At 45.4% G+C, this 26,533-nt stretch carries 23 protein-coding genes; 14 read left to right on the forward strand and 9 right to left on the reverse strand.

The genetic code is table 11. From position 1 onward, the window contains the following. Positions 1–26: 26 nt before the first annotated feature. Entirely contained in the window at positions 27–647 is a 621-nt protein-coding gene (locus ACSHX2_RS11620) for a hypothetical protein (protein WP_435693117.1), read from the reverse strand. Between the two features lie 203 nt (positions 648–850). Between ACSHX2_RS11620 and ACSHX2_RS11625 the strand changes: the two genes are divergently transcribed. The 6 genes from ACSHX2_RS11625 (at position 851) to ACSHX2_RS11650 (ending at position 8,847) form a co-directional block, all read left to right on the forward strand. Then, a complete protein-coding gene (locus tag ACSHX2_RS11625) occupies positions 851–2,044 on the forward strand; it encodes a hypothetical protein (RefSeq protein WP_435693118.1) in 1,194 nt (397 codons plus the stop codon). A 113-nt stretch (positions 2,045–2,157) separates the two neighbouring features. After that, the gene (locus tag ACSHX2_RS11630) at positions 2,158–2,526 is read left to right on the forward strand and encodes a hypothetical protein (protein WP_435693119.1); all 369 of its coding nucleotides are present in this window, start codon (positions 2,158–2,160) and stop codon (positions 2,524–2,526) included. Between the two features lie 173 nt (positions 2,527–2,699). Next, positions 2,700–4,004 carry a TolC family protein gene (locus ACSHX2_RS11635; protein ID WP_435693120.1) on the forward strand — a complete coding sequence of 435 codons (1,305 nt, stop codon included), beginning with the start codon at positions 2,700–2,702 and terminating at the stop codon, positions 4,002–4,004. A 38-nt stretch (positions 4,005–4,042) separates the two neighbouring features. Further along, entirely contained in the window at positions 4,043–5,158 is a 1,116-nt protein-coding gene (locus ACSHX2_RS11640; RefSeq protein ID WP_435693121.1) for an efflux RND transporter periplasmic adaptor subunit, read from the forward strand. Then, positions 5,148–8,273 carry an efflux RND transporter permease subunit gene (locus tag ACSHX2_RS11645; RefSeq protein ID WP_435693122.1) on the forward strand — a complete coding sequence of 1,042 codons (3,126 nt, stop codon included), beginning with the start codon at positions 5,148–5,150 and terminating at the stop codon, positions 8,271–8,273. Before ACSHX2_RS11640 ends, ACSHX2_RS11645 begins: the two co-directional genes overlap by 11 nt. A 19-nt stretch (positions 8,274–8,292) precedes the next feature. After that, a complete protein-coding gene (locus ACSHX2_RS11650; protein ID WP_435693123.1) occupies positions 8,293–8,847 on the forward strand; it encodes a hypothetical protein in 555 nt (184 codons plus the stop codon). A gap of 116 nt (positions 8,848–8,963) precedes the next feature. Here ACSHX2_RS11650 and ACSHX2_RS11655 read toward each other — a convergent pair whose 3' ends face one another. From ACSHX2_RS11655 to ACSHX2_RS11680, 6 genes are all read right to left on the reverse strand, one after another. After that, a complete protein-coding gene (locus tag ACSHX2_RS11655) occupies positions 8,964–9,986 on the reverse strand; it encodes an ABC transporter permease subunit (protein WP_435693124.1) in 1,023 nt (340 codons plus the stop codon). After that, positions 9,986–10,921, reverse strand: a complete 936-nt coding sequence (locus ACSHX2_RS11660) for an ABC transporter ATP-binding protein (protein ID WP_435693125.1) — start codon at positions 10,919–10,921, stop codon at positions 9,986–9,988. The genes ACSHX2_RS11655 and ACSHX2_RS11660 overlap by 1 nt, the downstream gene beginning before the upstream one ends. A 187-nt stretch (positions 10,922–11,108) precedes the next feature. Then, positions 11,109–11,774 carry a LuxR C-terminal-related transcriptional regulator gene (locus ACSHX2_RS11665; protein ID WP_435693126.1) on the reverse strand — a complete coding sequence of 222 codons (666 nt, stop codon included), beginning with the start codon at positions 11,772–11,774 and terminating at the stop codon, positions 11,109–11,111. Continuing rightward, on the reverse strand, positions 11,771–12,436 hold the full coding sequence (locus ACSHX2_RS11670; protein ID WP_435693127.1) for a helix-turn-helix transcriptional regulator: 666 nt from the start codon (positions 12,434–12,436) through the stop codon (positions 11,771–11,773). The genes ACSHX2_RS11665 and ACSHX2_RS11670 overlap by 4 nt, the downstream gene beginning before the upstream one ends. 3 nt (positions 12,437–12,439) lie before the next feature. Further along, positions 12,440–13,636: an OmpP1/FadL family transporter gene (locus tag ACSHX2_RS11675; RefSeq protein WP_435693128.1), complete on the reverse strand. Its 1,197-nt coding sequence runs from the start codon at positions 13,634–13,636 to the stop codon at positions 12,440–12,442. A 438-nt stretch (positions 13,637–14,074) separates the two neighbouring features. Then, the gene (locus ACSHX2_RS11680) at positions 14,075–14,194 is read right to left on the reverse strand and encodes an ATP-binding protein (RefSeq protein ID WP_435693129.1); all 120 of its coding nucleotides are present in this window, start codon (positions 14,192–14,194) and stop codon (positions 14,075–14,077) included. A gap of 143 nt (positions 14,195–14,337) precedes the next feature. Here ACSHX2_RS11680 and ACSHX2_RS11685 point away from each other — a divergent pair, with 143 nt between their 5' ends. From ACSHX2_RS11685 to ACSHX2_RS11700, 4 genes are read left to right on the forward strand one after another with little or no spacing between them, the layout of a single operon-like run. Then, positions 14,338–15,249 (forward strand): MerR family transcriptional regulator, encoded by a 912-nt coding sequence (locus ACSHX2_RS11685; protein ID WP_435693130.1) that lies wholly within the window; start codon positions 14,338–14,340, stop codon positions 15,247–15,249. Between the two features lie 47 nt (positions 15,250–15,296). Next, on the forward strand, positions 15,297–16,832 hold the full coding sequence (locus ACSHX2_RS11690) for a phytoene desaturase family protein (protein ID WP_435693131.1): 1,536 nt from the start codon (positions 15,297–15,299) through the stop codon (positions 16,830–16,832). Further along, on the forward strand, positions 16,826–17,452 hold the full coding sequence (locus ACSHX2_RS11695; protein WP_435693132.1) for a hypothetical protein: 627 nt from the start codon (positions 16,826–16,828) through the stop codon (positions 17,450–17,452). The genes ACSHX2_RS11690 and ACSHX2_RS11695 overlap by 7 nt, the downstream gene beginning before the upstream one ends. Before the next feature lie 3 nt (positions 17,453–17,455). Continuing rightward, positions 17,456–17,908, forward strand: a complete 453-nt coding sequence (locus ACSHX2_RS11700; RefSeq protein ID WP_435693133.1) for an SRPBCC family protein — start codon at positions 17,456–17,458, stop codon at positions 17,906–17,908. Here the strand turns inward: ACSHX2_RS11700 and ACSHX2_RS11705 are convergent. After that, positions 17,898–19,301, reverse strand: a complete 1,404-nt coding sequence (locus ACSHX2_RS11705) for an aldehyde dehydrogenase family protein (RefSeq protein WP_435693134.1) — start codon at positions 19,299–19,301, stop codon at positions 17,898–17,900. The two genes, ACSHX2_RS11700 and ACSHX2_RS11705, sit on opposite strands and share 11 nt — an antisense overlap. 55 nt (positions 19,302–19,356) lie before the next feature. Between ACSHX2_RS11705 and ACSHX2_RS11710 the strand changes: the two genes are divergently transcribed. The 4 genes from ACSHX2_RS11710 (at position 19,357) to trxB (ending at position 23,541) form a co-directional block, all read left to right on the forward strand. Further along, complete coding sequence (locus ACSHX2_RS11710) at positions 19,357–20,856, forward strand: phytoene desaturase family protein (protein WP_435693135.1); 1,500 nt, start codon at positions 19,357–19,359, stop codon at positions 20,854–20,856. A 92-nt stretch (positions 20,857–20,948) separates the two neighbouring features. Beyond that, positions 20,949–21,974 carry a glycosyltransferase gene (locus ACSHX2_RS11715; protein ID WP_435693136.1) on the forward strand — a complete coding sequence of 342 codons (1,026 nt, stop codon included), beginning with the start codon at positions 20,949–20,951 and terminating at the stop codon, positions 21,972–21,974. Between the two features lie 2 nt (positions 21,975–21,976). After that, the gene (locus tag ACSHX2_RS11720) at positions 21,977–22,477 is read left to right on the forward strand and encodes a hypothetical protein (protein ID WP_435693137.1); all 501 of its coding nucleotides are present in this window, start codon (positions 21,977–21,979) and stop codon (positions 22,475–22,477) included. Between the two features lie 110 nt (positions 22,478–22,587). Next, positions 22,588–23,541, forward strand: coding sequence for a thioredoxin-disulfide reductase (trxB, locus tag ACSHX2_RS11725; RefSeq protein ID WP_435693138.1), 954 nt, complete (start codon positions 22,588–22,590; stop codon positions 23,539–23,541). 193 nt (positions 23,542–23,734) lie between these two features. Here trxB and ACSHX2_RS11730 read toward each other — a convergent pair. Further along, positions 23,735–26,533, reverse strand: a 2,799-nt coding sequence (locus ACSHX2_RS11730; protein WP_435693139.1) for a cellulose binding domain-containing protein, incomplete at its 5' end; no start/stop codon positions are given.

Consider the following 26,533-nt stretch of genomic DNA (forward strand, 5'->3'; position numbering starts at 1 on the left):
TTAGGCCCATATAGAGACAACACTGTTTAGTGTGATTCTCCGAAAATCAGGCCTCCTACAGCAGCGCTACTTGGGGCGCTAGGGGGGCTTTTAGATCTATTCTTAATTTCTCTTTCAAGCTGTAATGCTCGTTCTGCTTTTGTCTTCTCTCTTGAAAGGGTGAGCGCAATCCCATGATCACATAAATCTTTAAGTAACTGAAAGCCATCTGATCCCGAAACATCTTTATCAAAATTAATAAACAAAGGAATTTTAGAGGTTCCGGAATATTTAAGCGCTTCAACTAGGCCCTTAATTCTCAACATGAATTCATCACGACTCATTTTAGCCGTATCACCCTCTGATAAAATGCCGTCATTATATACCCAAAACCCCATTCCACACTCTAGCAAATTAGATTCCTCAATAATATCTAACTCTCTGGTACCATCCAAATATAGAGTCACATTTTGTTTAGCTCTAACCATGTTCACCCCTTTAAGAACCGCGGCAATACTTTCAGCATTTTCAAAATCAATCCCCTTAATAACCACCCTAGGGGATTCAAGCTCACTCTCTAGAGTTCTTTCAACTGTGGTTTCATCGAGCCTTTCGCGGCAAGAGGAATAGACCAAACATAAAGTTAAAGATATTAGGAGATACTTCATTTCATAGAGCATTCTTGATTCGACACATATTTGTATTAAACCATTATGGTAAATATAGAACGCTGGTGACAAGCGGTAAGTAATCTTGAATACGTTCAAAGCTAAAGCATCAAAGTCACACTACCCATCATCACCCCCGTCGATACTTCCATAAATAAAATCGATTTCTCAAATTAAAGAAATTCGTTAGAGTAGCGAGCACTATGAAAGCGATCTACGCCACTCTGCTCTTTTCCAGTTACCTAAACGCCGCCTCCCCCTCTGATTTACAAGTCACGTTGGAAAAAGGCGCATTCCAACAAGCTGCCACCGAGCATGCTCAGGAGTCTAGCAATCAAAGCAAATTCACCTCAGCTCTATGCCAACTTGGAACCAGTATAGAGACGCTCCAGCAAGGTCTCTACAACTACGGGTTTGAGGTCAATAGCCAGACAATGGGGATTCGCAACCTCACACCTATCTCCCATAACCCAAACCCTCAAGAGATCGATTACACGAAGTTTAGAGCGCTCATTGACAACTTTCACCAAGACCTCCACACTATTGAGAAAACTCTCACCAATGTGGGCGATGACGATTTCTACCTTCCGCTCGACCTCACTAAAGTACGCTTCGACGTTGACCAAGATGGCCAGAGAACTGAGCTCGAAAGCTCCATGGCGCTCTTCCTCCAGCTCAATTCCAATCAACCAGTGAATCAAGATGCAGTTAAAGAGTTAGAGCAATTTGACGGCACGATAGGTTTCGACCGCAGTGATCTCATTTGGCTAAAAGGTTATGTGCAGGTCAGTCTCGGTCTTACCGACCTCGTCCTCGCCCATGATTTCGAAAAAGCCTTCAATGCCATCTCGCCCAACCTCTTCCAAAAACCCAAGAATGCTCTCAGCTCTTTTGGCGCTGACGATAAAGAATACGATGACATTGCCAATTTCATTGCCACCCTACATCTAGCCCAAATGCCAGTGATTGAACCAGAGCGTCTTAAGGAAGCACGCCAACACTTGCTCAACATGGTAGAGAACAGCAAGCAGATGTGGGTCTCTATCCAAGCCGAGACAGACGACCGCAAGGAATGGCTTCCATCACCTCAGCAAAACTCAGTCACTGGCATCAAAATCACTGCCCAGATGATCACTGACTGGCACCTCTTCCTCACAGAATACCAGGCTATTCTCAACGGTGAAAAGCTCGTCCCCCATTGGCGCTTTAAGGAAAAAGGCATCAATATTAAGCGTGTGATCGAAGAGAGCACAGAAACCGATGTCGTACTCTGGATCACCGGTCACGCCGCGGTCCCTTACCTAGAAAAAGGAGAACTCACCAAAGATTCGCTCTGGAGACAACTCGACCAAAGCTTCAACGGAAACTTCCTAGGACTCTCCTTTTTCATCAACTAGCTGAGTAGTCATTCAAGCTTTACATCACAAATCTCTCTTGCCGAAATTCTCATCCTACTCTATTGCTTGCCATAGCAATGCGTTCTTTATGGTCCATATTCACACTCTGTTTCTTGGTTTCTCTCCAAGGAATCTATGCCTGTGATGGACATGGTGAACATCACCAGCATGATGAGCATGTGCATATAGAAAAGTCGATCGACGGACTCAATGAAGTGATCACTCTAGATGACACTCATCATGAGCACGAGGGAGATTGTGATTGTATATGCCATGACCACGCTCCTGTAGAGCCAGCCTCTATGCCTGCTCCACGCATGGATTATGAAGCTCCTGAGTTCATGGAAATCTTCACATGGAATAGCCTTCCTGACTTTGCCCCTCATATAAACAAGGCTCCACCGATTGCCCAGAACCTCTCTCTCCCCCCTCCTAGTAGTGCTGTAGAATTTTGCTCCCAGCACTGCCGTTTTCTTCTTTGATCTCCTCACTTGATTAGGAGACTTGTGTCGTACTCTTGACCCACGACACCGTCTATCACACTTCAGCCTCTCTACGTTTTTACTATGAGGCACTCTAACGGAATATCCGTTATCCCCAGTCCAATAGACACACCATTTCTAACAATGCCATGAGGAGCATTGATTCAAAGATTATGAAAAATTTCACCATCGGAGTAGCGCTCAGCGGAGCCTTTGCTCTCAGCGCCTGTAGCTCTACACCTGAGCTCATCATTGCTAAACCTGAAGCTGCAGACTTATCGCTCAGCAAGGATGCAGCAATCGACCAATCGTCCAAGCTCGACATGAGCCACATCGCCACCCGAGTCAGCCAGAATAACCCACAGCTACGAGCAGCGCGCCTACGGATTCAAGAAGCCCAAGGGCAAGTCGTACAAGCTGGCCGCCTCTCCAACCCTGAACTAGAATTTAACCTCTATACGAACGTGGACAGCTCTGAGGGTGGCCTAGAGGTCACTTTCGCGCAGCGCTTCCCCATCACAAACCGCCTTCGATTAGAAAAACACATTTCCACCCAGCAACTCGCCATTGCTAAAGAAGAGGTCAAAGTCGCTCAACGGGCACTTTCAACCCAAGCACAAATTCTAGCAGTCGAAATACAATACAACCGTCAGCGTGTCGCCTACCTCAAAAAACAAAGCGATGTTCTCAATGAGTTCGCCGAGTTAATCGAAGACTCGGTCAAAGAAGGTATGCTCTCCTCTCTCGATGCAAATCAAGCGAAAGTGGAAGCCGTTACACTCGATGCCGAGCTCGAACGTATTCGCACCGAGGAAGCCATTTTGCTCAATAAACTCAAAGCTTACATCGGCTTGAACCCCGTCCGCCCGCTTCAACTCACAGGCAATTTACCAAAGCTCCAGATGCCAACATCAAAGCTTATCCTCAGTAACCGTCCCGAGTATCGCGCTAAATTGTTAGAAATTGGACAATCTGAACACCAAATTGCTCTAGCCAAGGCGAACCGCTACCAAGATGTAGAAGGACGCCTCTTCACCCTTGTCGACCGTGAAGAAGACGCTCCAGAAGGAATCGAAACTGGAGGAACCGTCGGCGTAGGTGTCAGCGTACCGCTCACTTTCTATAATAAAAATGAAGGCAATATCCAGTCTGCTCGAGCCGCCGCCACACGCATTAGCAATGAGAAGTCTGCGCTCGCTCTATCTATCCAACAAGAAGTAGCCACTGAGCATGCAGAAATGCAGAGCTGGCTGAATCAAGCCCAGAAGCTCAATTCTAAAATTCTCCCACTTGCCGATGAAAATGCTGCCCAGTTAGAAAAAGCCTACAAGAACGGCCAAGCCCCATTCACTTCTGTGCTCAAGGCCCGTAGCCAACAGCTCACACTCCAGTCGCAAAACATCAATAACCAGCAGGCATTCCATACTGCTCTCGTCCGCTACTTTGCAGCCATCGGCCAACAAGATTCTGCGCTCTAACACCTCTTACATCGTGGTTCTCTAACCACACCACTTCTATGAAATTTATTTTCGCTATAATCAGCGCTATCGCCATCAGCTTCACTCACGCCGAAGAAAGCGTGGATGCTACCAGCACCGTCATTCTCACCGAACAAGGTGTCGAGAACCTTGGGATTCAAACCATCAAAACTCAAAAAACTTCTTTCGAACAAACTGTTTTCGCGATTGGCCATATCCGCCCAATCCCTAACAAACACGCCGTCATTAGCACTCGATTTTCAGGTCGTGTAGTCCAGACGCCACCTATTGTTGGAGATATCGTAAGCAAGGATGAAACCCTGCTCAGAGTCGAAAGCCGCCAACCAGGTTCCCCACCTCCAGTCATTGATATCAAATCCCCTATGAGCGGCGTCATTACAGAAAGCCACGTCACACTCGGTCAGCCAGTAGAACCAGCACAAGAGCTGATGGACATCGTAGACCTCAAGCAAGTCTGGGCTGTAGCCAGTGTTCCTGAAAGCCAAGCCTCCAAGCTTAAAATCGGCACTAAAGCGCACATCAAAGTCATCTCACTCGGCGATGAAGAGTTTGAAGGAAAACTTATCCGTATGGGTTCTGAAGCAAACCACGAATCAGGCACTCTAGAAGCCATTTTCTTATTAGAAAATCCAAAGCTCAAGCTGCGTCCTAAAATGCGCACTGAGTTCTCCATCGTCCTCTCCGAGCGCAATGATGTGATATCCATCCCGCGTGAGGCCCTACAAGGCGATCTCGCTAACCCTTACGTCTTCGTCAAACACTTCGACCTCCCGAATGCCTTCGTGAAATGCCCAGTCGTCGTCGGTGAGCGCAATGACCGTCTAGTTGAAATCAAATCCGGCATCACGCGTTTCGATGAAGTCGTCACCCACGGCGCTTACTCACTTGGCTTCGCTCAAGGTGGAGGCATCTCACTGAAAGAAGCACTCGATGCCGCTCACGGTCACGAACACAACGAAGATGGAAGCGAACTCACCTCAGCACAAAAAGCAGCACAGCTGGCCGAAGTAAATGGCATGCAAGACAATGCTAGCTGGAGTTCCCCACTAGTTCTCTTCCTCATCATCTCAAATGCAGTCACCTTGTTACTGCTACTCATCGTAACTCTCAAAAAGTCACGTCATGCTGAATAATCTCATCCGCTTCTCGCTGGGGCACCGAGTCATTATTCTCGTCCTCGCCTGCCTCACCTTAGCTCTCGGTTTCCAAAAGACCATCAGCTTGCCAGTTGAGGTCCTGCCCGACCTCACCAAACCTACTGTCACCATCCTCACAGAGGCTGAAGGACGTGCGCCCGAAGAAGTGGAGCAACGGATAAGTATGCCACTCGAGCGCTCGCTCATTGGGGTCACCGGCGTCTCGCGCGTGCGCTCTACTTCAGATATCTCACTCTCACTCGTTTTTGTCGAATTTGACTGGGACACAGACATCTACCAAGCCCGCCAGTTCGTACAAGAACGTCTACAATCAGTTGAGCTACCTGACGATGTCATTCCCTACATGACCCCAGTTGCTTCACTCATGGGTGAAATCATGCTTGTTGGTATTTCCTCAGAGGATGGAAGCATCGCTCCTAGTGATCTGCGAACCTATGCAGACTGGACCGTCCGCCGCAAACTCCAGAGCCTTCCTGGCATAGCTGAAGTTCTCTCTATGGGTGGTGGAATTAAACAGATTCAAGTTCTACCAGATCCTAACAAGCTGCTTAGCCACGGGGTCACATTTGAAGAACTCCACGAAGCCGCCAGTCAAGCAGCCAGCACCTCCACCGGTGGTTTCATTTCTTCACGAGCTCAGGAAATCATGATCCGAAATCTCGCCATGACCACGGATCTCGACGAGCTGGGTAAGACGGTGATCAAGATGCTGGACGACCGACCAGTCACTATCGCAGATGTCGCCACTGTCCAGTGGGGTATCGAACCGATGCGTGGAGACGCCGCTGTCAATGGACGTAAAGGCGTCATCATGAGTATTACAAAATCTCCAGGCTACGACACCATCAAACTAACAGAGCAAGTGGAAGCCGCCCTTGAAGAACTCCAGTCGCAAGCTCCTAGTGGTGTAAAACTAGAACCACTCTTCCGCCAGAAAAGCTTCATCGATCTCGCTATCGACAACCTCGTTGAAGCCATTCGTGACGGCTCGATCATGGTCGTAGTCGTGCTCTTCGTCTTCCTCTTCAATATCCGCACCACACTCATCACGCTCACAGCCATCCCCCTTTCCTTCGCTATGACAGCCGTGATCTTTTCGATCATGGAGCTCAGCGTCAACTCGATGACCCTTGGTGGTATCGCTGTAGCTATCGGCATCGTCGTCGATGATGCCATTGTCGATGTAGAAAACGTCTACCGACGACTCCGAGAGAATGCCACACTGAAGACCCCACTACCGCGCATCGAAGTCATTGCCAAGGCATCTGGAGAGGTGCGTAACTCCATTCTCTACGCAACTCTCTTCATCATCTTAGTTTTCATTCCTCTACTGAGCTTAAGCGGAGTGGAAGGCAGACTATTCACACCGATTGCCATCGCCACAATGGTCAGCATGGGGGCTTCCTTTATCGTTTCCCTCACCGTCATTCCTGTACTTTGCTCACTCTTCCTGAGACCGAAAGCTGGAGTGGAGCACAAAGACGGCTTTCTCGTACGCGGCTTGAAATGGATTTTTGAACGCACCTTTATGGCTATCTCGATGCGCGCGCCCGTGTTCGTTATCGCTGTTGCAGTCATTCTTCTTACAGCCACAGCCATGCTCTACCCTAGTTTAGGAAAAGAATTCCTTCCGGAGTTTAAAGAGGAAACCATCGTTGTCGCCATGACCACCAGCCCTGGTACTTCCTTAGATAAAACTAGTGAGATCGCAGCAGTCGTTGACAAGCTGTTGTTAGACATGCCGGATGTGAAATCGGTCGGGCACCGTGTTGGACGCGCCGAGCGTGGCGACCACATCGTCCCAGTCTCCACAGTCGAGTTTGATATCGAGCTCAAAAAGAATGATACCCCGCGCGAAGAAATCATCGCTGAGATACGCGATCGAGTCAGCAGTGAGAACCTCCCCGGCACCTTCAGCGCCATTTCTGGTCCATTGAAAGATCGTATTGGTCACATGCTCAGTGGTGTATCAGCAAAAGTGGCGGTCAAAATATTTGGCCCTGACTTAGCAACCCTTCGTCAGATCGGCATCGATATTCAAGAAATTTGCCAAGACATCCCCGGACTTGAAACAGCGAGTATTGAACAACAAGCTCCCATCCCACAATTACGGATCGAAGTCGACCGCGACCGAGCGCTGGCCTATAACTTCCGACCCGCGGAGATCAACGAGAAGCTCTCCACCCTCCTAGGTGGCGCGACCGTTGCTGAGCTTTTCGAAGGTGAGCGCAATATCGAAATGGTCATGCGTCTCCCTGCTGAATGGAGAGAACATCCTGAGCAGCTCAAGAACATGATGCTCACTAACAATAGCGGTCAACGCGTCCCTCTCAAAGCGATTGCCGAAGTGCGTAATGCTAAAGGCCCGAATGTCATCATGCGCGAGAATACCCAGCGTCGATTCGTGGTGAAAATCAACCCAACCGAGCGTGACCTTGAGTCAATGATTACCACATTGCAGAAACGCATCGATGAAAAGGTGATGAACAAAGCTGCCTACCAAAAATACTCAGTGAGTATCGAGGGTGAATACCAAGCGCAGCAGGACGCCTCTCAACGTATTCTCATCGCTTCTTCAATCGTCCTGTTAGTAGTCATCCTCCTTCTCTTTACCTACTTCGGAAATCTCAATTTCGCAATTCAAGTGATCTGTGACATCCCACTCGCACTCAGTGGAGGCATTGTTTTTACATGGATGACGATCAACAATATCAGCATTGCTACCTTAGTTGGCTTTATCGCGGTAGCCGGAATAGCTGCGCGAAATAGCATCATGCTCCTTTCGCACTATCTCCACCTGATGAAACATGAGGGTGAAAGTTTCAGTAAAGAAATGATTATTCGAGGAACTAATGAGCGACTCGTCCCGGTCCTCATGACAGCCCTCTCAGCAGGTCTCGCACTGATTCCCCTCGTACTAGCAGGTGACCAACCAGGTAAAGAAATCCTCCATCCAGTCGCCATAGTAATCACTGGCGGCCTTGTCTCGAGTACCATCCTCGGACTCATCGTTAACCCAGCTTTTTTCTACTTAGTAGGCAGAAAAGCAGCTGAAAAATCTATCGCTAACAACTCCCCCGCTGTTGGCTAACAACAAACAAGATAAACTCATGAAACTAAAATACACATTAACCACTATGGCTGCACTGAGCTTCACATTGCTCAGTTCCTGTGGAAAAAAAGCAGAGGCAGAAGCGGAACATGGCGACCACGCCGGACATGATCACAGTGATCACGAAGACTGCGACCATGGAGACCATGAGGGTCACGACCACGGAAGTCATGAAGGTCATGATCACGCCACAGCGGGTCCCAACCAGGGACTCTTGATCACAGAAGTAAGCCCTCAGGCCGAATTCCTCGTACTTGAGAGCGGTAAGGTTCAGATCAGCTTTTATGACGATTCCATGACAGCGGTCGCTCCAAGCACACAAACTGTCACTGTCGTCACCGGTGTGCGCACCAGTCCAACAGAACTAAGCTTCACTACTGAAGGCAATGTACTCATGTCGGAACAAGCTATTCCTTCTGGTAATAACTTCCCAACTATCGTTGCAATCAAGCCATCTGAAGGTGCTGAGGAAGTGATCACAAAGTTCACTCTCAATCTGAGTGATTGCCCTACCTGCGACAACAAAGAGTACGCCTGTGAGTGCCACCACTAAGTGATCCGGTTAACTTACTAAAGAGCCGAGAGCCCTTGATGGTTCTCGGCTTTTTTATGTGAGTTATCATTACCCCACACGGGAGAACTTGGGAACGAACTGCTAGAAAGAGATGATTAATAATCTTTCCGAACAAAGATAACACACGCTAAGGACAGAAGGACTAGTTCAAACCCTAATGAGGTGAGCAAGAAATAACTTGGAGAAGAACGCTCGCGAGTACGCCGCTCAGCCCGCTGACTCTTATATTGAAGTTCATTTGTCTCAACCGAGGCCAGTAGATCAATTTGCTCCAGCACCGACCCACTATCGCGGAATTGCACTAATTGATCCAGATAGAGTGTCACGTCTCGGACCTTCGGCAATGGCATGCTCAGCTTCTTGACTAGTTGATAGTCTTCCTCAGCAGCTGGATCGACAGCTTGTCTTTCCTCGTGGCTTTCAACCTTACCTGACTTCCAGTCGACGCTCATTTTTTCCTCCACCATTGCATAGGTGTTAAGATAAAGAGTTTGCTCTGCGATTTGTGCAGACCACGCAATCACCCAGAAGCAAAGGGCGCTTAACAGAGCAGCCAAACTCGAGCGCGTGATAACCCCGACCAGCACCTGAACACAATGTAACAAACTGAAGACGAAGGTGATAATAGGAATAACCCAGAAGACACTATAGTTCCAATATCCCAGTCGTAGACCAATTGCGAGAAAGATGATCCCAGCAAAAATCGAAGTCTGAATGGCCACAAAGAGTAGACAACCAATGTACTTCACAGCGAAGAGTTTGAGACGCGATACAGGCTTTGAGAGTGAGATTTCAATCGACCCAGCTCGGGTGAATTCGGGAAAGACTGAGACGGTTGAAATAAGGGCGAGTAAGATCGCACCACTACCAAGCCAGTAACGATTGAGATAGGAGCTAAATAGCGTGATGTAAAAGTACTCACCTTCAGGACTACCCTCTCTTAAAATAGGGTTGTCTATCATTTTCAACCCGAAGAAGAGTCCTACACCTTCTGGCTCTAGACTGATCGACAAGTAGATGATCGCAAGAAGCGAGGACAAGATCACGCTGACCCAAAAGAGCCGGCGAGCTAAAAGCATTCTGAAAGAATCCGCCAGTAAAGTGACTACCTGAATCATTAGTTTATCCCTCCCTTACTTGAGCTTTTTACTGTATCAAGGAATAGGTCTTCTAAACTCTGTTTCTCTTTTATGACTTCATTAATGATCACTTGATGTGATCGGAGAAGATCAATCACTGGCTGCATGTCCTCAGCTATGTCAGTGGAGATTTCCAAGTACTTTGGATGAACCTGTACTTTTTTTAACTCTGACAGCCGTGCTGCTAGCTCTACACCTATGTGACCGTGGTAGCTCAGTTGATAGTGGCCCGCTGACGCCGTGAGCTCACTTAAACGTCCCTGCTTGACCAATTCACCTTGGTTAAGAATGGCCACACTATCACAGACCATTTCTAGCTCACCTAATAAATGGCTATTCACAAAGACGGTTCGACCCTGGTCACGAAGTGATTGTAAGACCCCGCGCATTTCTTTCCGTCCTTGAGGGTCCACACCATCTGTAGGTTCATCTAGAAACACTAGTTCCGGATCATTAACGAGTGCCTGCGCCAAGCCAATCCGTTGCTTCATTCCTTTCGAGTAACTTTTCATCTTCTTACCAGCCCAGGCTGTCATGCCTACGAACTCTAAAAGCTCTTCTTCTCTCTTTTTACAAAATTTCGGGCAAATACCAGAAAGCCCCGCAGAGTAGCGTATGACTTGTCTACCAGTGAGGTAGTCTGGGAAACGAGCATGCTCAGGAAGATAGCCAACCTTAGCGAGAGTCTTCTTATGCCCAATCGGCTGACCCAGCATCACTCCCTTACACTGATTAGGCTTGATGATACTTAGTAAGATTTTGAGTAAGGTGCTCTTACCTGCGCCATTAGGACCTAACAGTCCAAATATCTCGCCACGTGGCACTTGCAAAGATAGACCTTTCAGCGCTTCCACACCTCCTCGGTAGCGCTTCCTCACCTCAATTACATCTATCGCAGCTGGCCTAGCGCTCATGATCTATTAGTAGGTGAATAAACAGTCTTCAGCCAATCTAAAATGCAGGTCATTCATTCTCTAACAAGGTTTACTAGATCCAGTGATACTATCTATTTGCTAATACCTCGATTAAGTGGATGAGCTGAGTACGAATGTCTAAGCTTTCACCAAATTGAATGCTCAGTTCGCATCCTGATCAATAGGACTAGAGAGAACTGTGTAGCTGCTGAAAAAAGCTATTCCTATTTGGCACTTTTGCATGCGAAAGAATGTTAGAAACATGCTTTTCTACTGTTCGCTCACTCACATTCATTTCAGAGGCTATTTGGCCATTGGTCAGACCTTTCACCAAGAGCGGCAGACATTCACTCTCTCGGTTACTCAAATGATGTAAATCAAAGAGCTGAAGAGCCGAGAACAAGCTATAAGTCTTGCTAGGACAGGTAAGCGATAAGGCATAACTCGGCATTCCCTTGCTATCCCAAGCTAGAGTCTTACTCACGCCATACACCTGCTCATACAAGCCTTTGCTATTCTTAAGCAGGTAATCCTGTTCAAAGAACCCGAGTGAGTTTCGGTTAAAAAACTGATACGACTGAACAAGCACATGGTATGTCGAAGGATGAAACGTTTTCAGATAGAAAAACATATTTTGATGCGACTGATCATTTTCACCTAGACCATAAAACTCACGCATCGACTCATTAATATACACTGACAGCCTAAAGCGATCCATTCCATGCAGGGTCAACATAAACGGATACTCATTCATCTTCTCCGTCAATGTGTCGCCACAAAACCCCTCTTTACTAAAATCAAAGTCCTTAAGGTCTTCGATGCAGTCCGTGAGTGTTGACTTTAGTGATTTCATGATACAACTAGATTGATCAGCTCAATTGGGCTTTCCACTTCGGCCATCTCGACAATGATCGCAATATGCTTTTCGGCGGTTCTCAATGAAATTTCTAACTCCTCTGAGATGCTGTGTTTGTTATAGCCATTTAATAAGAGATGTAAAACCTCCTGTTGCCTATTTGTTAGATGGAAAAAATCAAATGCCGAATACGCCCTCACCAGCTTCATGCGATTTGGCGTACATAATAGATGTATCGTGTAGCGCTGAGGCTCCCCATCTGCGGGTGGGATCACAAAAGAAAAACTGTTGTATTCGTCAGCAAAACCATCGACCCCGACAACAGTATAGTGGCCAGATTGATCATCAGACCTCCCACCCAAGTGTGCTTCGTGCACCAAGTTGAAATTCATCGCGCTAGCTGGGTCAAACGCCATATATCCAGCATACTGCTCTTCAAGACTCACAATGTTACTAGTAAGACCTATGCACTCAGCATAGGCACTATTCACCAGAACAATCTGTGGTCCAAACAGATCAAACAATATCGCGTGAATCCCCAGAGCATTGAATAACTTAGTCCACTCATCGTGAGATTCTATCTCCCCCTGATTACTAACCAGCTTCTTCTTAGACACCTCAAAAAGGAGCCGCTCTTTAATGACCGAAAATCCCTGCATCTCTTAGAATGTGCGTGAAGCACCTAGATTAATAAATAAGCCATCGCCACTATAATCACCATCGGTTCCATAGACTGAACCACTTACTGTCTTATCCTCAGTAATGACATACACTATAGCTAAATCTGCCTTCCATTTCATAATTTCATAACTTGCACCACAAGAAAGGAAATGTTGGTCGAAGTCAGCATGCAGCAGTGTTTGGTTACTATCATCAATAATGCTCTCAGCATACATGTAACCAAAATGAAAATCCCAAGCTAAATTATAGGAATAGGTTGCACCCAAGCTATGAATCCATCCATTATTCCAATGCACTGGAGTCACTTGCTCAACCCCTCCTGTACTGTAGGAAAAGTCCTCTACGTCGCTCCATTCTGTCCAATGACTCTGAGCTGCGACTGTCCATTGTTCATTGAGATCATACTCTAACCCAAAAATCACATGTGAAGGCATAGAGAAATCCAAATTTCCATCAGAGGAAGAATTTGGAACCCCAGGAAAATCACTTTCGTAATCAAAGTCACCTTCGTAACTCACATCAAATCCAGTACGATAGGAAACACCTAACCTCAAAGCATCGATTGGTTGATAGAGAACACCAAAATTAGCTGAAAATGAATCATCCTCACCATCAAATGACAGACTGTCCGTAGGTAAAGCCACTCCACCTGATGTTTTTAGCTCACTTTGGGAATAGTTCAATGTCGCACCGAATCCTAGGCAATCATTGAACCTATGCGAGAGTGATAGACCAAACTGAGGGAAGTCTAACTCCCCAGAGTAACCAGAATTCCTAGCAGGAGTATCTGATGGCCAGTCGACTGACTGACCGTATGGGCGCGTGAGAGCGATACCAAAAGCCCAGTCTTTATCCATCCATTGAAATGGCATCGCAAAAAAGGCAGAACCTGAAAACTTCACATCATCATCGGTCTTATACGTGGAGCCACCTGTATCCCACTGGGATTCACTCTGAATACTGAAGACATTAAATTCCAGACTAGCAGACTCAATGAAGCTCAGCGCCCCTGGGTTATAGTGCGCTGCTGACGCAGACTCTGTATGAGCCACAGCAGTGTTACCACGTGCTGACATCTCTGCAGACTGGTATTCGAATCCAAACCCAACACCATAGGAATTAGAGCATAAAACCAAACTTGCTAAAGCACTATAGTGTCTACATTTCCATTTCGTCATTGGAGGTGAGTAATACAAAAATAATGAACTCTCTGTAAACAAAAACTAAGCTACATCTCTAATATTTAAGTAAAGGCCTAATTGTTAGAATCTAACAACACCAAAATATAGACGTACTTTTAATCAAATTGTGACGGGAAATTCACATTTTAAACTTACAGCCTAACACCTCCCTTCACGATGCACCATTAGACAACCCGATAATTAGTGACCCCTAAGACAGCTTCGAAATTTAGAACGAAACTCTACGATCCTGCGGGGAAATGATGGGTACTCGCATGTCCTGTAATCCAGAATAACGGCAAATCGGGATATTTAGGGCTACCTAGACAGCTATCATACCTTGTAAGCTTCTCATCCCGAATACCTCTTCATAACTCATTGTAATCAACCTAAGGCAACTCCCCATTAATATCTATCCAATCTAATAATGGCTCACTAATCTGCTTCCTCTAGCGAGCCAACTGAACAGGAGAGCATCGACTTCCCAGCAGCTGGAGGGTCGCCCATCAGCATGTTATGACTACCTGCCTCTTTAATATTTAGAGCTCGTACCAATGGTTACCGCTCTTTCATCCCTGATAAATCAGCTAGAACAACTTGAACGACTCTCTCCTCCTTGGAGTGACTTGTGCATTTATTGTCTATAATATTTACATAAATTAAAACAACGTATACTTTTCGTCTAAATAATTCTTGGCATGCACGGCATAAAAATCGCAACTCTTAAATCTGGCCTTACTTCCCACGCCATACGCATGTGGGAAAATCGCTACGGGGCCGTCAAACCAGAGCGCTCTAGTACAAATAGACGCCTTTATAGCGATCAAAGCATCCAACGTCTCATCTATCTCGCAGACTTAACAAAAAATGGTCACTCCATTGGTCAGATAGCCAACCTTTCCGATGATGAGCTATCTAAACTGCATCAGTCTCTAGAAACATTAGACAATGATCACAAAAAACTAGCAAAGAAAGGTCTAGCTCATCCATCTGTTATTCAGACTACTCTTTCAGCGATTAGTAACTTCGATCAGATCACACTGGAACACATATTTGATGAAGTTGTAAAAGAGTACGGCTATTCCTACTTACTAGAAAAAGTCCTTATTCCACTCGTCCAAACTGTTGGTGAACTATGGCATGCAGGAGATTTCACAATAGCGGAAGAACACGCTGCAACGAGTTTCATAAAGGACTACCTCTGTTTGAGTACACGTCCATTTGCTACACCTACCAATGCCCCCAAACTTTTAATCACTACACCACAAGGTCAACTACACGAGCTTGTTGCAGTGATATCTGCTAGCCAAGCTCGCAAATTAGGATGGCACGTTATCTACCTGGGGCCCTCGTTACCAGCTGAAGAAATTGCTGGGGCTGCTGAAAAAATCGGAGCTCGGGCAATTATTCTAAGCATCGTGTACCCACTCGATGACTCTCAAATCAACAAACAACTGCATAAGCTCCGTTCTCAACTGGACTCAGACATACCGATCATCGTAGGCGGCCCTAGATCCACTCTTTACACACCGACTCTACAAGAACTTAATATCAAACAACTCAGTAACTTTTCCGAACTAAGTCCTGAGTTAAATAAGCTCCGAAACTAACCCCTCATTTTACCTACTCATTCATCAATCTTTTTCCTTTATCTCAAATGAATAAAAAAATCATCATTATTGGCGCAGGCCCCGGCGGACTGACAAGCGGTATGCTGCTCGCTCACAGAGGATACGACGTCACGATTTTAGAGAAAGCTGCTGTTGTCGGTGGACGTAACGCGCCAATTCAGTCTGGAGGGTACACATTCGATACAGGCCCAACATTTCTCCACCAAAAATTCACTCTAGATGAGGTTTTTGCGGAAACTGGTCGCAAGCCTGAAGACTATATGGAATTTGTGAAACTTGATCCCATGACAACTTTAACATGGGGAGACATCTCACTTGAAACGAGCTGTGACCAACAACAGATGGTGCGCAACATTGAAGAAGCATTCCCAGGAGAATCAGCAAACTATGAGCGTTTCATGAGCGATCATGCGAAAAAGCTACAGGCTATATTCCCATGCCTACTCACACCTTATCACAAGTTAAGCCAATTTCTCAGTGGTCACCTTCTGAAAGCTCTACCTTACGTGGCTACCTCGAAATCAGTAATGGATGTGCTGAGTGAATATTTCGAAGATGAGCGACTCAAGCTAGCTTTCACCTTCCAAGCTAAATACCTCGGTATGTCCCCTTGGAATTGTCCAGCGCTCTTCAGTATTCTAGCCTATATAGAATACGCTCACGGCATCTATCATGTCCAAGGAGGTCTTTCTAACATCTCCACTGGGATGGCGAAAGTGATAGAAGAAGAAGGCGGAAGCATACGTCTAAACTCAGAAGTCCAAGAAATAAAATATAATGGAAATCGAGCTGCAACAGTAACCCTCACGAATGGTGAAACCATGGAATGCGACGACCTCATTGTGAATGCGGACTACGCACAAGCGCGTCACACTATCTTTGGCTCAAGAAATGAAAGCCGCGATACCCAGCTTAAGAAAAAGTACTCCTGCTCTACCTTCATGCTCTACCTAGGTTTAGACAAAATCTACACGGATGAGCCGCACCACCACGTCGTCTTTGCTGATGACTACCATCAAAACCTTAGAGATATACAAGATGAGAAAGTGGTTTCTGACGACATGTCAGTCTACATTCGTAACTCCAGCATTACAGACCCTACAGTCGCTCCTCCCGGCCATTCCCAGCTTTATATTTTAGTCCCCACCATTAATTGCCGCAATCAACAGGATTGGGAGAAAATGACACAAGAGTACAGGGAAAAAGTGCTCGATCGGATTATTCAAAAAACAGGCATGAAAGACCTGCGTGAGCATATTGTAGAAGAAAGAATCATCACACCACAGGGCTGGGAAAATGCAGACATTTTCCTGGGAGCGACCTTCAATCTAGCTCACACGCTCGACCAGATGCTCTACTTGCGCCCACGAAACCGTATGCAAGGGTTTGAGAACATCTACCTCGTAGGCGGAGGGACGCATCCAGGAAGTGGACTCCCTACTATATACGAAAGCGCACGTATATCCTCTAACCTAATCTGTGAGTCCTATGGACACAAACGTGAACGCGTGGATTTTGCTTCTGACATTTTGAATCAAACAGCCCATCATGCTCCATGTTAATACTCCGCTCACATCTCCTCCTTCTGGGTTCAATAGTTTGCGTAACAAGCTCTTTACAAGCTGCGGAAAAAGCTGAGCTCATAGCACAACACTCGGCATCACCAGCAGCGTGTCCAGATGCATTAAGGCAATGGCACGATATATGTCTCGGAGGTGACACGGATAAAATTGACAATCAAATCGCCAAATTTGAAGCCGAATTAAAGCTTCACCCTACCCATGACTTAGCACGCGCCTATCTAGGTAGTGCTTATGCGCTTAAAGCTAAGCATTCATTTTCTCCATTTACAAAATTAAGCAGTCTTAAAAAAGGGAAATTGCTCATGGAGGCAGCAGTGAAGGGCTCACCAAATAACCTCAGAGTCCGGATGGTGCGAGCCATAGCTTATTATAAAGTCCCCAAGCGATTCGACACTAGGCCTACTTCGATCGCTGATTTTGAAATCCTATTAGCAGCCTCTCACAAGCCACAATCGGACTTAACTCCGAATGAAAAACAGGCCATTCTCTATTATGCTTTCTTAGCTTTTTCAGAAGAAAATCATCCCAGCGCAAATACCGCAAAGTCGCGTTGCCATAAAATCAATCCCAACTCCAAATACGGGAAACTCACGAACTAAACTATGCACCATCTACATCGAACACAACAATTACATTGTAGCTTAGACGAGGCGTGGGATTTCTTTTCTAACCCTCGGAACCTAGATAAACTCACACCCAAATCGATTGGCTTTAAAATCACGCATTGCCAATCCGAGAGCATGCATGAAGGGCAGATGATTGGTTATCGTATCAAAATCGCTCCTCTTATTTGGGTGAAATGGCTCACTGAAATAACTCTAGTGGAGGACAAGAAATTTTTCATCGATGATCAAAGAATTGGCCCGTACAAAGTTTGGCATCACACCCATTCCTTTGAAGAAAATGCAAACGGCGTTTTGATGACTGACGATATTATCTACGCCCTACCATACGGCCCTCTCGGATCGATTGCTCACATGCTGCATGTGAAAAATAAGCTCACCCACATTTTTGATGAGAGAAAGCGACTCACAGAAAAAATATTTAACGCATGAAACGCTCCAGCCATGGAAAGACTTTCCCGTAGGGAGGCTTTAGATCCATCAACTTGCGTCCTAATTTTCCACGTCTCACTACTGCTCTTTCATAACTAAAAGCTCTCACTCCATAACGCCCTCTATAGCGACCATTACCACTCTCGCCTACTCCCCCAAATGGTAATTCTAAACTAGAAGACTGCTTCATCGTATCATTAATACAAACACCACCCGACCTCTTAGCCTGCTGAACCTTTAGACCAAAATTCTTATTTTCTGAAAAAATGTAAATCGCCAAAGGGTCGCTGTATCCACTTATTTTTTGAATCAATTCATCCTCGGAAGCATAAGAAACAATCGGTAAAATAGGCCCGAATATCTCCTCCTTCAATAAGACATGATCCCAGCCCAATCCAGTTACTATGCGTGGAGCCATTTTACACACATTCCTTATATCCTCACCGCTACAAGTAATTTGCTCATTATCTACCCCTTCTAGTAATCCTAACAGACGCTCATAGTGACGATCATTAATCACATAAGACATTTCTTCATGCCATGGTACGAGCTCGAGCTCACGCTTCATCGCAAGCAAAAGCGCATCCTGCACGCTCTCATGAACAATGACAAAGTCGGGAGCAAAGCAAGTTTGGCCACCATTGAAGAATTTACCCGAAAGAATCCTCCCCGCCGCTAATTCAATATCTGCTGTTTTATCAACTATACATGGACACTTACCGCCCAACTCTAACACACAAGGGATCAATGACTCCGCAGCCCTTTGAGCAACTATTTTCCCAATCTCAGTACTCCCAGTAAAGAAGATGAAATCAAACTTCTCACCGAGTAAAATGGAAGCCACATCTGCCCCCCCAGTCTCCACGTGGACTAATTCTTGGGGGTATATTTCCGATAGTAATTTAACTAAAAGCCCCTCACTAGCGGTGGCCATTTCAGATGGCTTCAAAACTACTGTATTGCCCGCCGCTATCGCTGACACCAATGGCGCCAACGCTAACTGTATAGGATAATTCCAAGGTGCAACAATTAACACAACACCATAGGGCTCAAGGTGAACTTCACTTCTACACGGCTGAAAGTACACTGGGCTGGAGACCTTCTTCGGCTTTAGCCACTTCTTTAGTGACTTCCTTACTAAGCGTATTTCCTGAAGTAGAAAGTAAAACTCTGCCAGGTAAGCTTCCGCAGCAGGTTTATGCAGATCCAAGTGCAAGGCGTGAAGTATCTCATCCTTATATTTTATTAGTGCATTTTCTAAATCTATTAATCGCTTCTCACGATTCACCATTCCTAACGTCTCCCCTCTCGAAAAGTACTCTTTCTGACGATCCAGAACGTCGCGGATTTGCTGATGTGTTTGCCCCATAGTCTTTCGCTTACTTGATAACATCTAACCTAAATCAGACCACCTTATTAACAAGAGGATACTCTTAAAATCAACTATTATGAACTCACCTCGTATTGCTATCATTGGCGCAGGTCTCGGCGGCCTATCTGCGGCTATTTCATTGAAATCAGCTGGATATAGCGTCGAAATTTTTGAGAAAAATGAACGGATCGGAGGGAAATTAAATGTATTAGAAAAAGACGGTTTCACCTTTGATTTAGGCCCCTCTATTTTTACACTTCCTCAATTTTTTAGAGATCTCTTTCAGCGGGCTGGAAAAAACATGGATGACTACGTCCAACTAGATCCAGTCACTCCTCACTGGCGTAACTTTTTCGAAGACCACCCGACTCTCGACCTCTATCAGGAGCCAGACAAGATGAAGGCTGAGCTGACGAAGCTGTCAGGTAGTCCTGAACAACATTGGCAAGAATTCCAAGGATTCCTTAACTACGCTCGTGAACAATATGGCATCATCGATTCTGGCTATTTCAGTAAAGGGATAGACACCCTTTGGGAATTTTTCTGGCACTATAAGTCACAGCTTTTCGCTGGGAAAATAGATTACAAAGGCAGCATGGCCGACTCTATCGCACAGCGGATTAGTGATCCGAAAATGCGCATGATCCTAGAGTATTTCATCAAATACGTTGGCTCCTCAGCCCTAGACTCCCCTGGTTACATGAACCTCATGCCGATTATCCAGTTCGACTATGGGCTATGGTACGTCAGAGGTGGGATGTATAACTTAGCGAAAGGGCTCGGAAAACTCATCGAAGAAATGCGCATACCTGTACACCTAAATTCGAATGTGTGTGCCATTGAAAAAAACGGCAAGCAAGTAACTGGTTTACGCTTTGCAGACGGAACAACCCATGATTGCGATATTATAGTCAGTAATATGGAGGTTATTCCTTGTTATGAAAAGTTGCTGAATGAACCTTCCTCATTCAGAAAAAAGTTAGAGAAATTTGCCCCTGCGTGTTCAGGGATTGTTCTCCATATCGGAACGGATAAAATTCACTCTAAACTCGCTCACCATAATTTCTTTTATTCCGAAAATCAGCACAAGCACTTCGAAACAGTCTTTCATAAAAAGCAACTACCTGACGACCCCACGCTCTATGTAGTTGCTCCTACGAGAACCGATTCCACCAAGGCTCCGGATGGCTTTGATAACATTAAAATACTCCCTCATATACCGCCACTCGAAGATGGTTCAGGCATCACCCACGACGATTATGTCGCACTCAAAGATCGATGTATCGATAAAATGGAACGCTGTGGAATCACTGGACTGCGTGACAGCATTATTACCGAAGATCTACTCACACCTGTAGACATAGAGCGCATGTACCGGTCTAACAAAGGCTCTATTTACGGTGTCGTGACGGACTGGAAAAAGAACTATGGATTCAAAGCTCCGAAAACAAGCAACCGCTATAAAAACCTCTACTTTACCGGAGGTAGCACCAACCCAGGAGGTGGCATGCCTATGGTTGTCCTTTCTGGGCAAAAATGTGCTGACCGCATCATCAAGAAACACCCTATTGGTTAATGCTGGTTCTGCTCCCCATCCTATCGTCTCTTTGCGCTTTCTCTGTCCTATACTTACTAGGGCGACCTCGCTACTTGGTTAAAAGTTCAAACTTGATCCAAAAAGCACCAATAAAACATAAAATATCGATCGTCGTTCCAGCGCGCAATGAAGAGTCTAACATCCCTGCTCTTTTAGACTCTTTGGAATGCGAGAGACACCTCATTCATGAAGTGATCATCGTCGATGACTCCTCCACGGACAACACTGCTGAACTAGCAAGGACATATGGTGCTAATGTCCACCCGTCACACCCCTTGGCCAAGGGGTGGAATGGCAAACCTTGGTCCTGCTACCAAGGCGCTGAAATAGCCTCGGGACAATGGATACTCTTTCTAGATGCCGACGTCCGACTACTGCCTGGCTTAGTTGAAAAACTCAACGCGCTCGTAAACTCCGCTGAACCAAATACAGTCTTCTCATTCTACCCGCACCACCAAGTACATCGACCATACGAACAACTTTCCGCCTACTTCAATGCGCTGATGGTTGCCGGAGTCAATGCATTCGGCTACGGCTCATCAGCAGGTGAGAATTCTGCTTTATTTGGCCAGACTCTCTTCATCCCGAGAGAACTCTATTTTTCAAGCGGCGGTCACTCGGCAGTGAAAGATAAAGTCCTAGAGAATTTCCATCTCTCTGAAATCCTCAAATCACAAGGAGCTCATTGCTCATGTTACTTAGGCAAAGGCCTCCTCAGTATGCGCATGTTCCCCATGGGATTTATGGAACTCTGGGAGAGTTGGAAAAAAGGTTTTGTGAGTGGAGCTGAAAGGGTCTCCCCTATTGTTCTTATCTATTCTTCACTATGGATCTCTGCTGGTATGTTTAGCATTATTTCTCTCTGCTTTATTGGAAGTCCATACGCACCTGCAGATTATCTATTCTACTGTATTGGAGCATATTTTATTAATGCTCTAGCCTGCTTATGGGCATTCAGAATTGGTGGTTCATTTAGCATACTCAATGCTATCCTTTTCCCTATAGCACTCGTTTTTTATCAAACACTCTTCTTCAAAGCCCTCATCGATAGACGCCTTGGAAAAAAGACAAACTGGAAAGGTAGAATGGTAGAGTAAGTATGTGGATCGAACTACCAAACCTCTGGATCATTCTACTCAATGTGATCACCATACCTCTAGCGCATCTTATGCTAGCCTGGATAGCTACTACCCTCCCTACACGGTTCTTCTCTCGCACGCAAAACCACCCTCTCAGTAAGCTCGAAATCTACAGCCACCATCATTTATTTCACACACGGAGTTGGAAACATCTACTCCCAGATGCGGCTCCTTTTTTAGGAGGTTTCGCTAAAGCAAAACTCACATCCACCAGCCCCCCTTACCTTCTTCGTTTCATAGCTGAAACCAAACGAGGTGAGTTCTCTCACTGGGCTCAACTTCTCGTGATTACATGCTTCGTCGCTTGGAATCCATGGCCAGCTAACGCTATCATCGTATGCTACGCAGTACTTTCAAACCTCCCCTGCATCCTCAACCTTCGTTACACTAGAGGCCGTCTCGTTCGAGTATTAGAGAAAAAACTCAAAAAGAGTACGCAGAACTACAGCTCTTCTATTTAACGAAGTCTCTCTATCATTTTGCTTTCTAATAGTAGATATGAGCGATCATTTCGGTTGCGGGTCAAAAATTCATGGGCATAATCCCGCAAGTTATCACTCACAGATTATATATGGAGAACGTTATTATTATCGGAACAGGCCCTGCTGGTTACACAGCAGCTATTTACACAGCTCGGGCAGACCTTAGCCCACTCATCCTAACTGGTTCTCAACCAGGCGGTCAGCTCACGACCACTACAGACGTAGAGAATTTTCCAGGTTTCCCAGACGGTGTCATGGGACCTGAGTTAATGCAGAAAATGCAGCAGCAAGCGGAGAAATTTGGTGCTCGCGTACAGAACTCTGTGGAAGTCACTAGTGTAGAAAAGAACGCTGACGGCTCATTTTCCGTCAATGCGAAGCAAGTGTTCGGAACCGAAACTATGAGCTGGGAAACCAAGACCGTGATCATCGCGTCCGGTGCTTCTGCTCGCTACCTCGGAATTGAAGGTGAAATGGATCTCGTGAAGAGTGGTGCAGGTCTCACAGCTTGTGCTACATGTGACGGAGCTTTCTACCGTGACGTGCCAGTAGCAGTCATCGGTGGTGGTGACACTGCTGCAGAAGAAGCTACTTTCCTCACTAAATTCGCAGGCAAGGTGTATCTCGTGCACCGCCGCGATGAGCTTCGTGCCTCCAAGGTAATGGCTCAGCGCACACTCGATCACCCTAAAATCGAGCCAGTTTGGAACTCTCAAGTCACAGATTACCTACTCGATGACAATGGCCGTATCCGCGGAGTTCAGCTAGAAAACACTGTTGATGGCACTAGCTCTGAGCTTGCTGTTGAAGGCGTATTTATGGCGATTGGACACAATCCTAACAGCACATTCCTTAGCGACGAACTCGTCGACAAGGACGCGAGCGGATACGTACTTCAAATCCCTGGAAAGACTGCTACCAAGACTCCTGGCATCTTCGCTGCTGGCGATATCTCTGACACAGTGTACCGCCAAGGCATCACTGCTGCAGGTCAAGGCTGTGCAGCTGCGATTGAAGCAGAACACTACATCGCAGGTCTCTAACTTCTCGTTAGTCCTTATCATCATTTTTAAAAGCGCGAACACCATAGTGTTCGCGCTTTTTTGTCTTTACTGCTTAGGTCCTTACTATGATTTAGCTTGTGATAATTTTTAACTTAAAAGTAAAATCGAATGATCTCTGATGACATTTTTTGAAGACTCCAAGTCTAGAGTCTCCAAAAACATCGAGTATACCCTATTCTTTCAGGCTTTGATAATACTGTTGGACTTTCGTAATCCACCAATATTCATCAGTATTTTCAGCTCCCCTCCCTCGGGTAGAATTACCTACCCCATCTCCAAATAGCATCATATGAATACCCGCGTCTTTGGCCTCCTGCATGTGACCTCCCCAGGTTACAGTTTGACCATCAGAATGAAGAGTTACATTTGAATGACTCCCACTATTTTGAACAAACCAATCATAACGATTCCCTTCACTAGGTATAAAGGTATCGCCAAAGAAATAGCTTGGTGAACTATCCTCCCAATCTCTCGGAACATTCGGGTGATCAGGAAATACCTCATTGGTGTATGGTGATACTAATGTGGAGCTATTTATATGACCTACTGGTAATTGCCATAACATCACTTTCTTTTGTGTCTCCTGATGAAGTGCGCTTACATAATGAAGATAATTACCCCAATGCTCCGCATTCCAAAACCAAGTCGATTGCATAGGGTCTTCATTTTTTTGCTCAGCACCAGCATCGAGTCCATACTTATCAATAGAAATGAAGTCAGCACCATGTGTTAGAATTCCAGAATTAATATAGTATTCAGCGACACTCCTGCCCTCAGCAAAAACAACATCTCTACCGTTTGCCACTCCAAGTTCATCTGTAACTCGAATTAACCCCTTAATTCCAATATTACTGCCGACATTCCAACCTCCAGCAGGAAACGCCCAGAGGTTAAATTGCCAACCAATGTAAGCATTATTAGAATATTTTTTAAGGGTGTAGTTAATGGCTTCAATTGTTCCTCTCATTGTATTTGGAAAAGCTGGATCACCATTAGCAACATCAAGCACACCAACTTCATAAACTGCTGATGTTGTAGAATTTAGAGTATGTGGATCTTCATTATTCTGAGCCATATAGCCAATAAAGTCAGGTTCAAGTACCCATACTACTTCCTCATCACCAGCTTCTTCATTTGCAATATCGATAGCAAACTTAAGGTCTTCGAAGTAACCCTTCATATAATCAGCATCCTGGAGATGTTCAAGATTTGTTGTATAAGACTCACCACCGTCAGGAATATTGTACCAAACAATAACGGGGATCATTCCTAGTTTAATAGACTCACGAACAAATTTCCTCATCCTATCACCATCTACAGTTGTCCAAGTTCTCCACCCTACTCCCTTACGTTTAACACCACCGTTAATGTAGATGTAACGGTAATCGACCCATTTATTACGTTCTGTATTAGGTGCAAAGTCAGCCCAGAAATCTAAGTCTGCTGTTGAATCTTCAGAAACAGAGCCAACACCAATATAGTTTGGAATTGAAGGGTTTGTTCCATCGACATTTTGTACGCGAACTCCCAGTAGTCGTACCTCACCGTTTGCATCTGTAATTTTTAATCCAGATCTACCACCAGCTATACTATCCAGGCTTATTGTATTTCCAGTAATCACAGCATTGAGAGATCTAGGATTATTGACAGTGACATTATATGGCTCAATACCTCCAGTTACGGTGAGTGCTGACACCCCTGAATCTACAGTTATCTGCGATACTTGTTTTGTTACATCGTACTCTTTAATTGTGAGGTTACTTGCTCCATCGCTTAAGTAATAAGCCGTATCTGACACTGTTGAACCCTCACTATTAAAGAGTTCAACATGATAATCAAATTTAGCTACGACACTCATATTGAAGTCGAAAGATGCTGTTTGTGGAGCGCTGCCAGACACAGTTTCTTCCGCAACGAGGATACCGTTCTGAAAAATCTTCCAGCTAGTAACCGATTCACCAGCAAAGGTATTCCAAATCACACTATGACCTACACCGTCATTCCAGTCTTTAAGAATAGAGAGTGAAGGCATATTCGGAGCTCCTTGAGAAATAGGAGTTGGGTCATTGTCACCTGAATTATTATCTGTATCAGCTTCATTCCCGTCTCCTACTACTCGAACTTGAATATTTACATCTACAAGTGGTGAGCTTTCCAATACCGGAGAATTTGATCTCCAAGTGAGCTTATAGTAATTATCTACAGTAACTTGCTGACTATGGAGAACCCACTGACCTGTATTTGGAAGCCAATCATCATTACCTGATTTTGATTCAATCAAATATTCTATTCCTGACGCGAAGGGATCTATCACGAATTCAATCACTTGGTAAGTAGCTGTATCCTCTGCTATATTTAGTAATCTATGCTCAGAAACCAATTCAGCTACGGAACTTGAGTCTATTGGATTTTTAGCAAACAAAAACTCCATAACATTAGTTTGTTGATCATTATCGTCATCAGATAAAGGCTCGTTGAGCTGATAATAGTCTAACCAATCTTCGATAGACATATTCATTACCCCTTCACTAATTGAAATACTATTCCAGCGTATCTCACTAGGTTCTAGCCAAGTACCCTGTCCTACAAAATCAAGATCAATTGTGGCTCCTGATTCAATAGAGTACCCCTCCCAAGTAGGGCTAGTAACAGTATGTGTATTATCTATGACACTCCAACTACCTGCATTACCTGAACCTGATGTTGACCAAGGAGCTAAGAATTCAAGTATCCAATCATTAATAGGCTCTGCTGTATTGTTTGTAATTCTAATGTTTGCTGAAAACCCTGAACCCCATACTTGTTCATCTACAGGTGCGCCAACCTCGACTGTGATATCACCTTTCGCATAGTGACGTGTCCAGATTTCGTCATCGGTTCCATCAGTTCCATCAGTTCCATCGGTTCCATCGGTTCCATCGGTTCCATCGGTTCCATCGGTTCCATCGGTTCCATCGGTTCCATCGGTTCC

The sequence above is a fragment of the Rubritalea sp. genome (assembly GCF_051252225.1).
Classification (GTDB): domain Bacteria; phylum Verrucomicrobiota; class Verrucomicrobiia; order Verrucomicrobiales; family Akkermansiaceae; genus Rubritalea.